Source organism: Rickettsiella endosymbiont of Aleochara curtula (genome assembly GCF_964030935.1).
Taxonomy (GTDB): domain Bacteria; phylum Pseudomonadota; class Gammaproteobacteria; order Diplorickettsiales; family Diplorickettsiaceae; genus Aquirickettsiella.
Genome location: NZ_OZ034990.1, coordinates 253976 through 270762, shown reverse-complemented (window position 1 = coordinate 270762; position 16787 = coordinate 253976). Strand labels below are relative to the sequence as shown.

Here is a 16787-nt window from a genome sequence, read left to right as displayed (position 1 = left end):
TCTGAATTAAGCCACTACTATCTTAATTGTCCAATTATGATTAATTCAATCATTGCCGTGATAAAAAAAATAGCATAGTCTATGACTATATAATACAACAAAAAGGAATTAACCATGTTAAAAGCATTTTCTGTCAATACCGCTGCATTATTAAAAGCATTACCCTTTCTCGAAGCGCTAAACTGGTCGGGTGAAAATCAAAATACCTTAGATTTAACGAGTATTAAACGGATAAAGGGTTGCCGTACAATTTTAGTTCAGGATAGTCTAATATTGATTCAAAAATTAGATAAGTTAGCTGAAAAAAGTGCTGAAGATAGGATTAAAAGTTACGTCTCAAAAAAAATGAAAGAACTGATTGAAAATCTCAAGCGGTATAACGTCAGCTGTGAACGCTACCCACGAATCAAGGATTTTTTAAATATCATTACGGATAACACCGGCGAAATGGTTGTTTTTATGATAATTGCCAGCGTCGGGGCATCAATTGCATTTCCCCCTTTAGCAGTCATTCCTCTGTTTATTTTTTCTTGGGTGTTAATGGATCTATTTTTTAATAACCGGGACGAAGCGAAAAATCTCCATAACCTATTGCACAGTATCCTAGACGAATTAACAACGCTTGAAAAAGCTGACATTATTTTAAACCCCGAAATTCACGCTGCTCAAAACGCTGTTCCCACTCAGGCATCTCGTCTTACGCCAGAACCTAGTACAAGCAGAAATTACGCTCCTGGTTTCTATGGTTCTATAGAAGATGGGCAGGTAAACACTGAAATAAGTTATATAAACTCCTCCACATCCCCTCGTTTCACTTGAATGGGACTTATTTAAACTTAGTTGACGCTATTTAAAGCTTGTCGAATTAACGATTCTAAAGACAATGATGTGTCTTTAATCTGTAGTACTGCTCGACTCGCTTCCTGATTTTTATAACCCAAGGCTATCAATGCCGCAATCGCGTCTTGTTGAAAGTGCTGTAAAGAACGAATTGTAGTTTTTTCGGATTCTCCACATTGGTTATGGGATAAACTTTTTAAACGATCACGCATTTCGATGATTAAACGTTCAGCGGTTTTTTTTCCAATACCTGGAACCTGTTGTAAAGCACTGACATTTTGCTGCTCGACGCAACTAATAAATTCTGAAGCGGATATTTTTGATAAAATACCTAGTGCGACTTTGGGTCCCACACCATTTACTTTTAATAATTGCGTAAATAAGGCGCGCTCATCGGCTGTGCTAAAACCATACAAAAAATGACCATCTTCACGCACAATAAACTGTGTGTATAAAAAAACCTTTTCTCCACACAAAGGTAATTGATAAAACGTATGCATAGACGCTTGCACTTCATAAGTAAACGCATCGGCTACTTCAATGAGTAGATACGGTGGCTGCTTTTCAATTAGTATGCCGCGTAATCGATTGATCATCGTCTTCTTCCCCTGCGAAATCCTTGTTTAAGTCCTCGGCCTGCCGACTGCCGCGCTTGGGCATGACAAATCGCAATCGCCAATGCATCAGCGGCATCGGCTTGCGGTGACCTATCTAAATTTAATAACAGTCGTACCATATGTTGTACCTGTTGTTTATTAGCCGCTCCATAACCAACCACCGATTGTTTGACTTGCCGAGCAGAATATTCACTCACCATTAATTTAGCTGCAGCCACAGCCACTAACGCAGCGCCCCTCGCTTGACCCAACTTCAGTGCCGCATTGGCATTGATATGCATAAATACTTGTTCTATGGCCGCCTCACTCGGTGCATATTGTTGTACTACACTTTGTAAACCGCTAAATATTTTTTCTAAGCGTTCTGAAAAGACAAGCTTTGCCATTTTAATACAACCGCTATCCAGATAGCTTAATTGTGAACCTTCGATTTGAATAATGCCATAACCGGTGATGCAAGAACCGGGATCGATACCTAAAATAATGGCATTTTTACTTAAACTTTGACTTTCCTGATTAAGCATTAGGCTTGGTTAGTGTAGACATTTTGCACATCGTCTAAATCTTCTAGCAGTTCAATTAAATGCTCCAACTTTTCTTGATCCTCACCATTAAGTTCAAGCTTGGTACTTGCTAACCATGTCACTTCGCTATTCGCGAAAGTTAAATTTTTTTCTTGGTAAATCTTGGTTAAGGCCGCTAATTGGTTTTCTGCCACCCAGATATCAATACTATTATCTGGATAAGTGATGGCATCTTCCGCGCCCTCCTCTAAAGCTATCTCTAAAATACGTTCCTCTTCCGACCCCGGTGGAAAAGTAATCACGCCTTTTTTGCTAAACAAATAGCCGACCGATCCCGTAGTACCTAAGTTCCCGCCTGACTTACTAAACGCATGCCGGATTTCAGCCACGGTACGGTTACGATTATCGGTTAAGGTATCCACTAACACCGCGACACCTTTAGGACCATAACCCTCGTAGCGGATCTCTTCCATTTGCGCACCATCCAAACCACCCGCTCCGCGCTTAGTCGCGCGTTCGATAGTCTCTCTGGTCATATTAGCCGATAAAGCTTTATCCGTGGCTAAACGCAAACGCGGATTACTATTTAAATCGCCGCCGCCCATCCTGGCTGCCACGGTAATTTCGCGGATCAATTTGGTAAATAATTTACCACGCTTGGCATCTTGTTTATTTTTTCGATGCTGTATGTTTGCCCATTTACTGTGTCCGGCCATAACATTCTCTTATATATTATATTTGGTATTCGAAAATATCGTCATGGCGAGCGAATGTTCATTCGTGTGACCACCCATGGATTACCGCGCACCTTCGGTGCTCGTAATGACGAGTAATATTTTGCGCGCTCGTAATGACGAGTAAATTATTTCAATTTTCGTGTCTTCAAGTACGAGCAGCCTATAAATTACCTTCACAAAAAATTTGATTATACTGGATAGCCGTCACTAAGGATGTCATCGGTAGTAACCAAATTAAACCAATTCCTAAAGTCATCAAGGCTAAAAGCCCAAATACTAAGCTTGTTACGATAATCAAACAGATATTTTTAAAAAAATGTTGGTTAACGGACTGAAAAGCCAAACCTAAACTTTGTTTGCTGGGTATTTTTTGATCTAAAATAAGCAGTACCGTCATATACACGAGGATCGAAAGATAGAAATATAAAAAGAAGCAGATTAAAAAAATAACCAGTAAAAAAATACCACCTAAACCCGCGCCTAAATAAGCAATTTGCTGTTTAAATAATGCACTGTGTAACAGTATATTAGTATTTGCAATAATAAAACTATTAAACAGATAGAGTAAAAACCCAATAATTATTAAAGATCGCCAAGCCTGGCGGAAAGAAAAAACCATCTTCGCATGGATGGGTTGATTACGTAAATGCTGTAAGGCCATATACGCCAAAGAAGCGGTGAATAAAAAACGTAACACTTCCACCGTGGCGACGACAATAAATTTAAGCACTAGCTTTAAATTATACAGAATGCTGGCATCATGGACGGTAGCTAATGGCAGTACAAATACATCAAATAACGCCAATATTAAGCCTAATAGCAGGCAAGCGGCTGCCATCACTAAAATAAAATAAAGGAAACCTAACCAAAAAGAGGCTTTCAATCCTTTTACCCGATACCAAGCTTCCAGAAAGATCGCTTTAATCGGAATACGATAATCGCCGCTGGTGGCTTTGCTAAAATTCGGTGGGTTAGAATGTGACATAAGCTAAATGATTATCCAAAAAAATGTGCTACCTGAGATCTGAAGGCTCTTAAAAAATAATTTGATAGTAACTTATCTTAACATAGCAAAATTGATTATTTTTTACGAATCTGTAACGATAACTCATTTAATTGTTGCTCGGAAACTGGACTGGGCGCATGCGTCAACGGGCAGCTTGCCGTCTGTGTTTTTGGAAAAGCAATCACATCGCGTATCGATTTTGCTCCTGTCATCAACATTACCAAACGATCCAGACCAAAGGCCAATCCACCGTGCGGCGGACAACCAAATTTAAGTGCTTCGAGTAAAAAACCAAACTTTTCTTTCTGCTCTGCTTCATTAATATTTAATAAATCAAATACCGCTGATTGTAGATGCGTATCATGAATCCGGATCGAACCACCGCCAATTTCACAACCGTTCAACACCATATCATAGGCTCTGGATAAAGATGATTCTGGATTAGCCAATAACTCTGCGGCATCATTAACTTTAGGTGCAGTAAAAGGATGATGTAAAGCTTGCCAACGCTTTTCCTGTGCATCATATTCAAATAAAGGAAAGTCCACTATCCACAAAGGTGCCCACTCTTGTTTAACACAATTAAAATCATGACCTAATTTGACACGTAACGCGCCTAAGGATTCACTGACCATTTTCGCCGTGCCAGCACCAAAGAAAATAATATCACCGTTTTCCGCTGACACGCGTTGTAATATTGCTTCGACAGTCGCCTCTGGAATAAATTTTAAGATCGGTGATTGCAAACCTTCCAGACCCAATGTGCGATCCAAAACTTTAATATAAGCCAAGCCTTTGGCCCCAAAAATAGCTATGTATTGTGTGTAGTCTTCAATCGCTTTACGACTCAAGTCGGCGCCTTTAGGGATGCGTAAGGCCGTCACCCGTCCCTGTGTATCATTGGCCGGCCCCGAAAAAACCTTAAATTCGATGTCCTTAACCAAATCAGCAATATCTACTAATTCAAATGGAATACGCAAATCCGGTTTATCACTTCCATAGCGTTGCATGGCCGTTGCATACGTCATGCGTGGAAAAGGGTCCGGTAAATTCACATCCAATAATTCTTTAAATAGATGGCGGATCAACGATTCATTCAAGGTTTGTATATCTTCTTCATTACAAAAGGACATTTCCATATCCAGCTGCGTAAATTCTGGTTGACGATCAGCACGCAGATCCTCATCACGAAAACAACGCACAATTTGGTAATAACGATCAAATCCCGACATCATCAATAATTGTTTAAATAACTGTGGTGATTGCGGCAAGGCATAAAATTCACCGGGATGAACACGACTCGGTACCAAATAATCCCGTGCACCTTCCGGTGTGGCTTTAGTCAGCACCGGTGTTTCGATATCTAAAAATCCTTTTTCTTCATAAAAGCGCCGCATCAATTGCACGACGCGCGTTCGCAACCGAAAGCGTTCTTGCACTTCGGGACGGCGCAAATCCAGATAACGATAACGTAATGCTACTTCTTCGCTCACCGGTGTATAAGCATCAATGGAAATTGGTAACGGTGCTGAAGTATTTAAGATATTTAATTGCGTCGCCTGCAATTCTATCGTTCCAGATTTTAAATTAACATTTTCAGTCCCTTTCGGGCGTAAACGTATTTTTCCGGTAATTTGCACCACATATTCGTTACGTAATGTTTCTGCTCGCTTAAAAAGCTCCGCCTGTTCTGGATTAAACACCACTTGTAAAAGTCCAGTACGATCGCGACAGTCAATAAAAATAATGCCACCGTGATCACGTCGATGATGTACCCAGCCACAGACTTGTATGGTTTCATCGACCAAGCTTGGGTTTAATTGCTGATTGAAATGTGTTCTTTGCATATAATATTTTTTAATTTAAGAGGATTTTTCATCCGATTTATCGGTTTTATTAGTTTTGTCCGCAGGATTTGCTGCTGCAGTTTCTGATGTTTTAGTGTCTTTACTCGTTTCTTTATTCGCTTCCGCCGGCTTCTTACTGGCATCCTCAGTTTTAGTTTTCTCTGAGCTATCCGCTTTAGCGGGCGGGTTTTTAAAATCAGTCACATACCACCCACTGCCCTTTAAGTGGAAGGCCGATGCCGAAATCAATTTCTTCAATGCCGGTTCTTTACAAACCGGACAATCGGTTAAAGGTTCTTCACTAAAGCTTTGTATCGTATCAAACGTATGACCACAGGCCTTACATTGATACTCATAAATAGGCATGAAATACCTCACCTTGTTGTATGCATTTGGGGTTTTTGAAAGCGAGCCGGTAGCAAGCTATCTCACGTGCGACTCCATAAGCGGCATTTTAATCCAGTGTTTACACTTTGGCCAGTGCGGACTTACACTCTTTTGAGTGAAGCACTATCGTATATGGCCGCTTTTAGGGAGTTTTTTTGCCATTTTTCAATGGGTGCGAGGTCTTCTTGAAGTAAAGCAATGTTGTCCCTTAACTTTTCTTGGCAGATAAAATAATTATGTCTCGTAGGAGTATAACTTGACATCGTCGGAGCGTAACCATACTTAGCCGCCACAATATAGACATTTTCGCTACTTAGATTCCGAGGACCGGCAAACAAACAGTTATACAGTTTTAACAAGCTGGTTTTAATAAATTGATATAATCTTTCGAACCAACCTGGATAAGCAGCGTCTTTAACGGCGTGATGTAACTCAGTTAGTTTTTGTGCAAAACAATCAAGACTCTTCTGCTTATCGACATAGTATTGATTGGGGTTACGATCAAAGAGACAATGATTTTCCGGCTTAGGATACTCAAAGTTCCAAGCTTCCTTAAAGTCTTGCCAATGCTTAATTAAACATTTTATCATTCCTTGAATCTTTGGCGCATCTTGATCGTTAATTTTAGCAGATGCAATTAAATCATTGATATGCTCTAAATATTTATTCCATACCTCATCGATTATCTTAATGCCTTCTTTTACACGATTTATATCCTTTTGACAGTATTGATAATCATTTTTTTTTGACAAGCCTTTTCCCATATCTTCCATAGCAAGCTCCTTGGATTTCTAGTTAATCTGCATCCTTACTAAATTTTACTCGATACTGCATGCTAAACAAGTTATTTTAACCAAACTAAGAGTGTTCAAAAATAAATAAAAAATATCCCTTTTTTATGTAAATTTTTAAACGCTACTTATTTCATACCTAATTTCCCCATGGAATCAAAGGATGGAGCTCCTTCCGTTTGATTAGAAGCGTTTCTTCTTTGGAAAAAAACACTTGAATTAACCATATATTCAGATCGTTCAAAAATATTCGAAATCCATCGTCTAGCTGACAACCGTTCTCTTAATCCAGGTAGCATTTCTACGTTGAATTTCACCTCAGAAGTGCAAAATAAATCTTTCAGCTTAACTTCAATTTTTTCAGAAAACGAAGCTAAAGACTTAATTTCTACCCATATTTTTGCCAATCGATCAGGCTGTGTTTCAAATATTCCAAGTAGGTCATTTAAGAATCTCAAGTCTTTTTCATCGCCCGCATCGATTAAATCAATCAGATTAGACTCTAGTTCTTTATTCACTTTACTAGATATTTGGTAGTGAGTAATCTCCTTATTTACGTATTGACGAAACAACTCGAGTGAATTCGATTTTTTCTGTTGCGCAAGTTCAACGAGCTGATTTAAAATAGCCTGGGACAAGATTCCTTTCGAAAGAATAGGCCCCCAGATAGGGTAGTAAGCTTCATTAGTCCATAAAAAACCACTTGTTTTCTCTAATAACTGCTCAAGATTGTGTTGATTTAGAAGATTAGCATTCTCTAAACCCTTAACTATTTCTTCAATATAAGAACCAAAATTTTCGATCATAAAATCAAAAATTCTTTGTGAAGATTCTTGCTTAGGAAATACCTTATCTAATGTAAGAATTAAAGCAACCCCCCCTCTGCGCATGTAATCCAGCGTGAAATAGCTCTTTAGGTTGTCTAAGCTAAAAAGCTCTCTCATGCTAAAAACTCTTAGTAGCTGCGTATCAACCTGCGTGCCTGTTATAATACTTATAAGCTCAGTTACAACTATTGGATTTAAAATAATAGTTTTACTTAGACACTTCAGGGCTACAAACAAAGTATGAGGATGCAAGCTAGAGTTGATAATATCAAAGTGTTCTTTCGATAGAAAGTTTGGCCATTCCAGAAAACCTTTTTTAAAAACTTCCAGCAATGGACTTTCACTTTCTTTGATGTGGATTCGAATTTCTTCTTGCATCTCACCTTCGAAGTTTCTGTAACCTTCTACAATAGTTAAAGCATGGGCGGCTTGTATTGGTTCAGCATGATTCAAGGCAATCATCATATCCTTAGAGTGAAAAAAACGAACGCTTAAAATGGCTTTTATTTGTTTAAAAAAATTTAGATAAGTATTAGGTTCTTGTATAAACCGAGCAAGAAGATCCTGAGTCAAATATTTTTCATGAGACATAAACCCTCTGCGAAGTTCCTTAAGTAACTTGCAAAAAGCTACCCTCTCCTTCTCAGTCAGTTTCATAATGCTATGAAATATTTCCTGAGTAAGAAGATGCTGCTTGCCGAGCCTATCCAGCTGATCAGCAACGCCCCAAACCAACCAACCATACCAATAATAAATTTTCCATATCAATTCACCCTTTTTATTGATAATAGTCTGAAAGTTATCGGGTGTAACAAGTTGGTAATGGTCGAGAACTTCTAGCAGAGAAGCCACTTCTAAAGAAATCTCTGTTGGAGTTACTAATTTCTTTATTTTTGAAAGTAGAGGATATACTTCCGAAGCGATCTCTTGAGTCATTACATTGTTTTCTTTCGAAAGTAGAAAAGCCACTCTTGAAGAAATCCTTTTTGGATCCATAAAATTGTTTATTTCCAAAAGTAGAGAAGCCACTTTTGAATAAAACTCCTTTGGAGTCATAGAACATTTTTTTTTCGAAAGTAGAGAAGCCACTTCTGAAGGAATCTCTTTTGGAGTCATTGAATTGTTCATTTCCAAAATAAGCGCTATGTTTTTTTCGTCGTCAAGTTTATTTTTTATTAAAACAACCCATTGTCTAAGTAATACGGGAGAAGTGCAGTTTTTTTCAATAAATTCAAAAGTAGTTTGATTATAAAAGTCCTGTTGCTTGCATAATACCAACAAACTAGCAACCTGCTCTGGCTTAGAAGATTTTTCAACAAGTTTAATATGCTGCTCGTTAAGAAGATCGTTTTGATAAAACTTAACTAATATTTTAGCAAAATAGTTTGGGAAAGCAGATTTTTTAATAAGCTCAATAAGTTTGTCATCACAAAGATTACTTTTATAAAGCGTAGCTAACCCTTCAGCAAAAAATGAAGGGTCAGCTCTATTAACAATCAGATTAATTAGTTTCTCATTTCCTAAAAGATCATTTTTAGAAAATGTAATTAATGCCTTAGCTAAACTTAAGGGTTTATTATGCTTAAAAATTAGATTGACCAGTTCTTTGCTCTCTAAAAGTTTACTTCTAGAGAGCTCAACTAATACCTCAGCAAATTTTGGACCTTTATCTTCGTCTATGGTTTTAGGTCTCGCAGAACAAGCATAATAATCAAGTAATAGATCAACATTAGTTGATGTAAAAATATCATTTTCTTTCAATATTTTTAACCCAGGAGCTGCATACCAAGGATATTTACAGGCGAGAAAGCGAGATAAATAACTTTTAGACTCATCACTAAATTTTAACTTTAAAAGTCCTGCGAGCCCATTTTTCCTAATAAAATCAATCAGGTTGGCCGTAGTTCTAGGGCTGCGTAATGCATAAATCTTCAATAAAAGCTCTTGAGTCAAAAAAGGAGCTAACGCACGAAATAACCTGCTAACACCGAATAAACGTTGAATATTTCTACTGTCTCGGAGATTTTTCAGTCGAGTTAATTTAATTGTAGATAAAGAATCGGTCCTATAATATGCCAGAAACGCAGCCATATTTTGCTCTGTTGCTAGTTTCTGTACTAAAACAAAAGGAGCTAACGCACGAAATAACCTGCTAGCCATATTTTGCTCTGTTGCTAGTTTCTTTACTAAAAAAAAAGGAGCTAACGCACAAAATAACCTGCTATCATCGAATAAACGTTGAATATTTGTACTGTCTCGCAGATTTTCCAGTCGAGTTATTTTAATTGTAGATAAAAAATCGTTCCTATAATATGCCAAAAACGCAGCCATATTTTGCTCTGTTGCTAGTTTCTGTACTAAAAGAATCTGTCCTCCTTGGTAGATATTTTTTAGAACTTCAATCTGGTTTGCCCTTATAGCTAAAGCAGATAGAAAAGGTTCTCTAAATAAATCACATTGTAAAAACAAAATTAATACTCTTGTATATTCTTCTATGTATACAGGCTTTCCTGCTGATACAACATTTTTTAAAGCTAAAAAAACTTTGTTTACATTAGATTCTGTTACTAGCGACTTACTATTATGTTTCTGATCTACCAGTAAAAACTGAACCAACACTCTGAAAAAGTCCGCAGAATCAATATTGTTTGGTATTGGAAAAGCGTCCAGGTATTGTAAAAATTCGTGCAACAAATTCTTCTCTATAAGTTGCGCGATTAAATAAGAATAGGGACCAAGTATGTAAAGAATATTAATCAATGATTGAGTTATAAGTTTTGGTTCATTAATTTTGATCAAACAGGAAACAATGACTTCGAAATTAGAGTGATCTTTTAATATCGATTGATTTTCTGCCCAAAGCTCTAATAGCTGAAATTTTTCAAACAAAGTGGATATATTTTTTTCAGCTTTTTGGTATCTGACAACTGCAGTTTTTTTTGGTTGTTTCACATAAGACTCAAATCTAAATAGAATTTTCTGGAGATCCCCATCTAGAGTCGCATCATCGGAATGTGTTAAAAGCTTATGTATGAATTTTCTGGTTCGGAAATCACGTGGTATATTTTCGATTGAATCAACCATTAAGGAAACCCGTTCAAATTGACTTTCAGAAAGTACTTCAAGCTTGGCGCGGAGCATGTCAGTGTTAGGTCTATTAAGACATACGTGACAACTTAACTTCGTACCTAAAACAACTAGAATTTTTATAAGTATTTTTCCAACCCTAAAGGTTTTATCATCGCGTATTAAAAGCTTATGAATGAATTCTTCGGTTCGGAAATCATGTGGTATATTTTCGATTGAATCAACCATTAAGGAAACCTGCTCTAATTGACTTTCAGAAAATACTTCAAGCTTAGCGCGGAGCTCGTTAGTGTCAAATTTGTCAGTATTTAAAACAACTTTAACCTTTGCCAGTATTTCATCAATTCGCATAAACTTCTCTTTTTTATTAAAAAAATTTTATAATTTCAAAAATAGATATAAAAACATACCCATTTTTGTATCTTAGCAGTGGCTCACTGAAAAGCAATATGCTTTTAAAGTAATAGAAAGTCATAAAAAGACATTATAAGTAATTCTTAAACAGAATATGCCTATAATTAAAAATTAAAAAATCTTAAAATAATATTTGACTGAAAACTTATTTAACCCGCTAATTTATCCAGTACACCCAAGCACTTGAGATTTATAAAAAAGGCGTACGTGGTTTTGCAGAAGAGCGGTTCTAGTGTAAGCTTTGGTATCGTAAATGTTCACTGAGATTATCCATTATGCGCAGCAGTCATCTGTATTTACCCACGCTCAAAGAAGCACCGGCCGATGCCGAGATCAAAAGTCATCAATTAATGTTGCGCGCCGGCATGATCCGTAAATTAGCCTCTGGAATTTATACTTGGCTGCCCTTGGGTTTGCGCGTGTTACGCAAAGTCGAAACTATCGTGCGCGAAGAAATGAATCGTATCAATGGCCAAGAGGTGTTGATGCCCAATCTACAACCAGCGGAGCTTTGGCAAGAATCAGAACGTTGGGATGCGTACGGCCCAGAATTACTACGCATTACCGATAGACATCAACGCTGGTTTTGCTTTGGACCCACCCACGAAGAAGTCATTACCTCGTTAGTACGTAATGAAGTCCGTAGTTACAAACAATTACCGCTGATTTTTTATCAAATACAAACCAAGTTTCGTGATGAAATTCGTCCACGTTTTGGCGTGATGCGCGCCCGTGAATTTATCATGAAAGATGCATATTCGTTTCATCGCGATAAAGCTTCCCTGGCAGCAACCTATCAAATTATGCATGATAGTTATTGCAGAATTTTCACACGCTTAGGATTAAAATTTCGTGCTGTCTTGGCGGATACCGGCAATATCGGCGGCAGTCAATCACAAGAATTTCAAGTATTGGCACAAACCGGCGAAGATCAAATTTTTTATAGTGATAGCAGTGATTATGCTGCAAACGCCGAACTGGCAGAAAGTCTCGTCGTTAATCAACGACCTACTGCTACGGCGCCACTCAAGAAAGTAAAAACACCCGACACAAAAACTATTGCCGCAGTTTGTGAATTTTTAAAAATCGATCCTCAACATTGTGTCAAATTATTAATGGTAAAGGGAAAAAAACATCCTTTAACGGGTCTTATATTGCGCGGTGATCACGAATTAAATCCCACCAAACTTGCTAAAATCCCTGAGATTGCTCACCCTCTCACATTTGCTGGGGAAGCCGATATCTTAAAGCTAACCGGTGTGGCTGTCGGTTACTTAGGTCCAGTCGATTTATCAATACCGTTAATTGTCGATCGCTGTGCCGCTGTGCTTGCTGATTTTGTCTGTGGTGCTAATGAAGAAGGTTTTCATTACACGCATGTTAATTGGGAACGCGATTGCCCATTGCCACCCATTGCCGATTTACGCCAAGTGCAAGTGGGTGATCCCAGTCCCGATGGGAAAGGACATTTAAAAATGCAACGTGGCATTGAAGTGGGTCATATATTTCAACTTGGCAATAAATATAGTCTCGCGATGGGCGCCAATATTACCGCTGAAGATGGAAGTTTACTGCCGATGGAAATGGGATGCTATGGGATTGGTGTATCGCGTATTGTCGGCGCGGCCATCGAACAAAATCATGATGAACAAGGTATTATTTGGCCGCAAGCGATGGCCCCATTTCAAGTAGTGCTTGTTCCAATTGCTTATCATCGGTCTGAACAGGTTAAACATGCTGCCGATGCACTCTATAAACAACTGAGTGATGCAGGCATAGACGTGATACTTGATGACAGAATGGAGCGTCCTGGTTTGTTGTTTGCTGATAATGATCTGATCGGCATTCCCTATCGTTTAGTCATCAGCGAAAAAACCTTGCAGGAAAAAGTCATCGCTTACAAAGCAAGAACCGAAAAAACTGAGCAAATGCTAAATACCCATGACGTTTTGGATTTTTTGCAACAAAAATTAACGCAATGAAAACTATTTAATAGATGCAAGGCTATTTTTTATATATTTATAATAAGCGGAGAAAGTAAGTGAGCTATTGGCTAATGAAATCTGAACCCACTTGTTTTAGCATTCAGGATCTAGCCAAGCGACCTCATCAAACTGAGCCTTGGGATGGTGTACGGAATTACCAGGCACGAAATTTTCTGCAAGCGATGAAAAAAGGTGATCTGGCTTTTTTTTATCATTCAAGTTGTCCAACGCCGGGTATCGTTGGCATGATCAAAATAGTTAACACGGCTTATCCGGATAAAACCGCCTTGCAAGTGGATGATCATCATTACGATCCTAAAAGTACAATCCGTAATCCACGTTGGGTTAGCGTGGATGTGCAATTAATAAGGATTTTTAAATCAATTATTTCTTTAGCAGATTTGAAAAGCCAAGCGGCGTTAAAAAAAATGCGTTTACTACAAAAAGGCAATCGATTATCGGTCATGCCACTGACAGCGTTCGAATGGCAACATATTATGGCCCGACAACCTCATCAATAAAATTAAAGTATTAGACCTCTATTTAAAATCATCGGTATTCAATATAATAATCTGTACTGCACGTACTTGATGAAGCGAAAATTAAAATAGTTTACTCGTCATTGCGAGCGCGGAGCGCGCGGCAATCCCTAAACCAGAGATATCCTAAATTGAATGGCCACGCTCATTCCTTTCGCTCGCCTTCGTAGTGATTTTTTACCTCATGTGCGTTGATAAGAATAATAATTAACTTAAGGAAAAGTAACTATGTCTATTACCAATTGGCCTGCAAGCGAACGTCCACGTGAGAAATTACTCGCTCAAGGTGCGGCTTTTTTATCTGACGCTGAACTGTTAGCCTTATTCATTCGTACCGGTGTCCGCGGAAAAACCGCCTTAGATATCAGCCGCGATCTGCTCTCACAATTTGGTGGTTTACGTTACATCGTTGCAGCCAGCCTGGAACAATTCTCAAAGACACTTGGTTTAGGTCTGGCAAAATATGTCCAAATTCAAGCCGCAAAAGAATTGGCCACACGTTGTTTACAAGAAAATCTTGAGCAACGTAATACTTTCGAAAACCCACAAGATGTTTATCACTATTTAACGCATAAGTTGCGTTCCTACCCTTATGAAGTTTTTAGCTGCTTATTTTTGGATAACGCTCATCGCTTTATTCATTTTAAGGAGCTTTTTCATGGCAGTATTAACGAAGCAGCCGTCTACCCTCGCGAGCTGGTCCGGCAGGTCTATCAACATAATGCTGCGGCGGTCATCTTGGCCCACAATCACCCTTCCGGCATTGCTAAACCGAGTGAAGCAGATAAAAGGATTACACAGGAAATTAAATCTATTCTAACAGCCATTGATGTACGCCTATTGGACCATATCATCATAGGAGAAGGCTGTATGACCTCTTTTGCGACTCAAGGTATGTTGTAAATCTTTTGACAGTTCGCCGCATTTTTGGTATAAAAGCGGGCAATATACTACTCACAGCAATGGGATTTTTGGCAAGGCGCCGCGAGAATGAGCAACCGGAATGTATTCAAGATACATGAGGATTGCGAATTGAGCGGCAACACAGCCAAAAATTCAAGCGCGAAGAGTACATTCAAAGACAATCTGCATTGGGGACTATTATATATGGCTAGGGTCTGTCAGGTAACGGGTAAAAAGCCCATGGTGGGACACAATGTATCTCACTCTAACCGAAAAACTAAACGTCGTTTTCAGATTAATCTACAAGTGCGTCGCCTTTGGGTAGCCACCGAAAAGCGCTTTGTTACATTAAGAATAACGGCGGATGGTTTGCGTACTATTGAGAAGCAAGGCATCGATAAAGTACTGGCTACGCTACGTCAGCGCGGCGAAAAAGTTTAAACGGGAAAGCACATCATGCGTGATAAAATTAAGTTAAAATCAACGGCTAGCGCTTATTACTATACAACCAGTAAAAATAAGAAAGCCACGCCGAATAAATTAAAATTTAAAAAATATGATCCTATCACTCGCAAACACGAAATGTTTGAAGAAGATAAGATTAAATAGTTAAAAATACTCAATTAAAGCCTGTCCAAAAGCATTTATTTGGGCGGGCTTTTTTTTGCCCGCTGAGAATGTTCTATGCATTCTTATTACTCTTAGTTTCTGGACGCATCAGCGGAAACAAGATAACATCCCGGATCGATGCGGAATCGGTAAATAACATCGCTAATCGATCGATACCTATCCCCTCTCCTGCGGTGGGTGGTAAACCGTATTCCAATGCTTGTATATATTCTTCATCATAAGGCATTGCTTCTAAATCGCCGGCTGATTTTGCTAAGCTTTGCTGCTTGAAACGTGCTGCTTGATCTTCGGGATCATTTAACTCGGAAAATCCATTGGCTAATTCTCGGCCGCCAATATAGAGTTCAAAACGATCTGCTAACTGTGGATCTTGATTGTTGCGTCTGGCCAAAGGCGACACATCAATTGGATACTCAGTAATAAAAGTGGGTTGCTTTAATTTTTGCTCAACGGTTTCTTCAAACACCGCAAATTGTAATTGTCCGATAGATTCACTCACTGGAATCTTTAGACCAGCGGCAATTTTTTGCAAGGATGGTAACTCAGTAATATCTTTTAACTGCCACTGTGGATTATATTCGAGTATGGCATTAAGCACACTGAGGCGTTTAAAAGGCTGGGATAAATCATAGGTTTCGCCTTGATACGTCAATTGTTCAGTCGCCAAAATAGTTTGTGCTAACTCACGGATTAATTGTTCGGTTAAATCCATTAAATCATGATAATCGGCATAAGCTTGGTAAAACTCCAACATCGTGAATTCAGGATTATGCCGAGTCGAAAGTCCCTCGTTCCGAAAATTACGATTAATCTCAAAAACTTTTTCCATACCGCCAACGACTAAGCGTTTTAGATGTAACTCTGGCGCCACACGCAGAAATAATTCCATATCTAAGGCATTATGATGGGTGATGAAAGGCCTGGCCAAAGCACCACCAGGTAACACATGCATCATTGGGGTTTCCACTTCAACAAAACCCCGTTGGTTTAAAAACTGACGGATTCCGTTGATAAGTTGCGAACGAATTTGAAAGGTCTTTCGAGTTTTTTCGTTGGTCATCAGATCCAAATAGCGTTGTCGATATCGTTGTTCTTTATCCGACTCTGAAAGCCCATGAAATTTATCGGGCAATGGCCGTAAGGATTTACTCAGCAAATGAACTTTTTCTGCTTTAACGGAAAGTTGCTTGGTTTTAGTACGAAACAATACACCGTTGATACCCACAATATCGCCCAAATCCAAACGTTTAACTGCTTCAAAATCTTCTAGACCGATGTTGTCTTGCTTGACATAGACCTGCATTTTCCCCGACATATCTTGAATATCGAGAAATAAACTTTTACCCATATCGCGCTTTAACATAATCCGACCAGCAAGTTGGACAGACGCATGCTTTAGCTCTAATTGCTCAGTATTAGCTTGTTCATATTGGCTATATAAATCAGCGGCTAAGCTATCACGGCGGAAGTGATTTGGATAAGCCTCTGAAATGCGTCGTAATTCATTTAATTTTGTTAGACGTTGCGCAAACAAATCTTCAGCATTATTCGTAGTCGTTTCTTTTTCATGGTTCATGTCAAATGTTTCCACACTTATCGATTTTCAAGCTTACTAGTTTAACAGATCACGATAAAGAAAAAGCGATTCTTGCC

At 38.6% G+C, this 16787-nt stretch carries 15 protein-coding genes; 6 read left to right on the top strand and 9 right to left on the bottom strand.

Translation table 11 applies throughout. The features are described 5' to 3' along the window. Window positions 1-114: 114 nt before the first annotated feature. Entirely contained in the window at window positions 115-819 is a 705-nt protein-coding gene (locus tag AAHF87_RS01145) for a hypothetical protein (protein ID WP_342146422.1), read from the top strand. Between the two features lie 17 nt (window positions 820-836). Here AAHF87_RS01145 and ruvA read toward each other — a convergent pair whose 3' ends face one another. From ruvA to AAHF87_RS01105, 8 genes are all read right to left on the bottom strand, one after another. Further along, window positions 837-1436, bottom strand: a complete 600-nt coding sequence (ruvA, locus tag AAHF87_RS01140) for a Holliday junction branch migration protein RuvA (RefSeq protein ID WP_342146421.1) — start codon at window positions 1434-1436, stop codon at window positions 837-839. Next, window positions 1433-1981, bottom strand: coding sequence for a crossover junction endodeoxyribonuclease RuvC (ruvC, locus tag AAHF87_RS01135; protein ID WP_342146420.1), 549 nt, complete (start codon window positions 1979-1981; stop codon window positions 1433-1435). Before ruvC ends, ruvA begins: the two co-directional genes overlap by 4 nt. Next, window positions 1981-2697, bottom strand: coding sequence for a YebC/PmpR family DNA-binding transcriptional regulator (locus AAHF87_RS01130; protein ID WP_342146419.1), 717 nt, complete (start codon window positions 2695-2697; stop codon window positions 1981-1983). Before AAHF87_RS01130 ends, ruvC begins: the two co-directional genes overlap by 1 nt. A gap of 181 nt (window positions 2698-2878) precedes the next feature. Next, window positions 2879-3703, bottom strand: a complete 825-nt coding sequence (locus AAHF87_RS01125; RefSeq protein ID WP_342146417.1) for a hypothetical protein — start codon at window positions 3701-3703, stop codon at window positions 2879-2881. Between the two features lie 95 nt (window positions 3704-3798). Continuing rightward, entirely contained in the window at window positions 3799-5571 is a 1773-nt protein-coding gene (gene aspS, locus AAHF87_RS01120; protein ID WP_342146415.1) for an aspartate--tRNA ligase, read from the bottom strand. Window positions 5572-5586: 15 nt separating this feature from the next. After that, the gene (locus AAHF87_RS01115; protein WP_342146414.1) at window positions 5587-5937 is read right to left on the bottom strand and encodes a zinc ribbon domain-containing protein; all 351 of its coding nucleotides are present in this window, start codon (window positions 5935-5937) and stop codon (window positions 5587-5589) included. Window positions 5938-6059: 122 nt separating this feature from the next. Beyond that, window positions 6060-6731 (bottom strand): hypothetical protein, encoded by a 672-nt coding sequence (locus AAHF87_RS01110; protein ID WP_342146413.1) that lies wholly within the window; start codon window positions 6729-6731, stop codon window positions 6060-6062. Between the two features lie 146 nt (window positions 6732-6877). After that, window positions 6878-11014, bottom strand: coding sequence for a hypothetical protein (locus AAHF87_RS01105; protein WP_342146411.1), 4137 nt, complete (start codon window positions 11012-11014; stop codon window positions 6878-6880). Between the two features lie 338 nt (window positions 11015-11352). On the opposite strand from AAHF87_RS01105, the gene AAHF87_RS01100 reads away from it, so the two are divergent. The 5 genes from AAHF87_RS01100 (at window position 11353) to rpmG (ending at window position 15113) form a co-directional block, all read left to right on the top strand. Continuing rightward, complete coding sequence (locus AAHF87_RS01100) at window positions 11353-13059, top strand: proline--tRNA ligase (protein WP_342146410.1); 1707 nt, start codon at window positions 11353-11355, stop codon at window positions 13057-13059. A gap of 74 nt (window positions 13060-13133) precedes the next feature. Continuing rightward, complete coding sequence (locus tag AAHF87_RS01095) at window positions 13134-13583, top strand: EVE domain-containing protein (RefSeq protein WP_342146408.1); 450 nt, start codon at window positions 13134-13136, stop codon at window positions 13581-13583. 246 nt (window positions 13584-13829) lie between these two features. Next, a complete protein-coding gene (gene radC / locus AAHF87_RS01090; protein WP_342146407.1) occupies window positions 13830-14504 on the top strand; it encodes a RadC family protein in 675 nt (224 codons plus the stop codon). Between the two features lie 204 nt (window positions 14505-14708). Further along, on the top strand, window positions 14709-14945 hold the full coding sequence (gene rpmB / locus AAHF87_RS01085; RefSeq protein WP_342146406.1) for a 50S ribosomal protein L28: 237 nt from the start codon (window positions 14709-14711) through the stop codon (window positions 14943-14945). A 15-nt stretch (window positions 14946-14960) separates the two neighbouring features. After that, entirely contained in the window at window positions 14961-15113 is a 153-nt protein-coding gene (gene rpmG / locus AAHF87_RS01080) for a 50S ribosomal protein L33 (RefSeq protein ID WP_339049490.1), read from the top strand. Window positions 15114-15186: 73 nt separating this feature from the next. Here the strand turns inward: rpmG and lysS are convergent, their stop codons facing one another. Continuing rightward, on the bottom strand, window positions 15187-16710 hold the full coding sequence (lysS, locus tag AAHF87_RS01075) for a lysine--tRNA ligase (RefSeq protein WP_342146405.1): 1524 nt from the start codon (window positions 16708-16710) through the stop codon (window positions 15187-15189). Window positions 16711-16787: the final 77 nt, after the last annotated feature.

Coding starts and splice junctions, on each gene's coding strand:
- AAHF87_RS01145 (WP_342146422.1), top strand. CDS start 115: ATGTTAAAAGCATTTTCTGTCAATACCGCTGCATTATTAAAAGCATTA.
- ruvA (WP_342146421.1), bottom strand. CDS start 1,436: ATGATCAATCGATTACGCGGCATACTAATTGAAAAGCAGCCACCGTAT.
- ruvC (WP_342146420.1), bottom strand. CDS start 1,981: ATGCTTAATCAGGAAAGTCAAAGTTTAAGTAAAAATGCCATTATTTTA.
- AAHF87_RS01130 (WP_342146419.1), bottom strand. CDS start 2,697: ATGGCCGGACACAGTAAATGGGCAAACATACAGCATCGAAAAAATAAA.
- AAHF87_RS01125 (WP_342146417.1), bottom strand. CDS start 3,703: ATGTCACATTCTAACCCACCGAATTTTAGCAAAGCCACCAGCGGCGAT.
- aspS (WP_342146415.1), bottom strand. CDS start 5,571: ATGCAAAGAACACATTTCAATCAGCAATTAAACCCAAGCTTGGTCGAT.
- AAHF87_RS01115 (WP_342146414.1), bottom strand. CDS start 5,937: ATGCCTATTTATGAGTATCAATGTAAGGCCTGTGGTCATACGTTTGAT.
- AAHF87_RS01110 (WP_342146413.1), bottom strand. CDS start 6,731: ATGGAAGATATGGGAAAAGGCTTGTCAAAAAAAAATGATTATCAATAC.
- AAHF87_RS01105 (WP_342146411.1), bottom strand. CDS start 11,014: ATGCGAATTGATGAAATACTGGCAAAGGTTAAAGTTGTTTTAAATACT.
- AAHF87_RS01100 (WP_342146410.1), top strand. CDS start 11,353: ATGCGCAGCAGTCATCTGTATTTACCCACGCTCAAAGAAGCACCGGCC.
- AAHF87_RS01095 (WP_342146408.1), top strand. CDS start 13,134: ATGAAATCTGAACCCACTTGTTTTAGCATTCAGGATCTAGCCAAGCGA.
- radC (WP_342146407.1), top strand. CDS start 13,830: ATGTCTATTACCAATTGGCCTGCAAGCGAACGTCCACGTGAGAAATTA.
- rpmB (WP_342146406.1), top strand. CDS start 14,709: ATGGCTAGGGTCTGTCAGGTAACGGGTAAAAAGCCCATGGTGGGACAC.
- rpmG (WP_339049490.1), top strand. CDS start 14,961: ATGCGTGATAAAATTAAGTTAAAATCAACGGCTAGCGCTTATTACTAT.
- lysS (WP_342146405.1), bottom strand. CDS start 16,710: ATGAACCATGAAAAAGAAACGACTACGAATAATGCTGAAGATTTGTTT.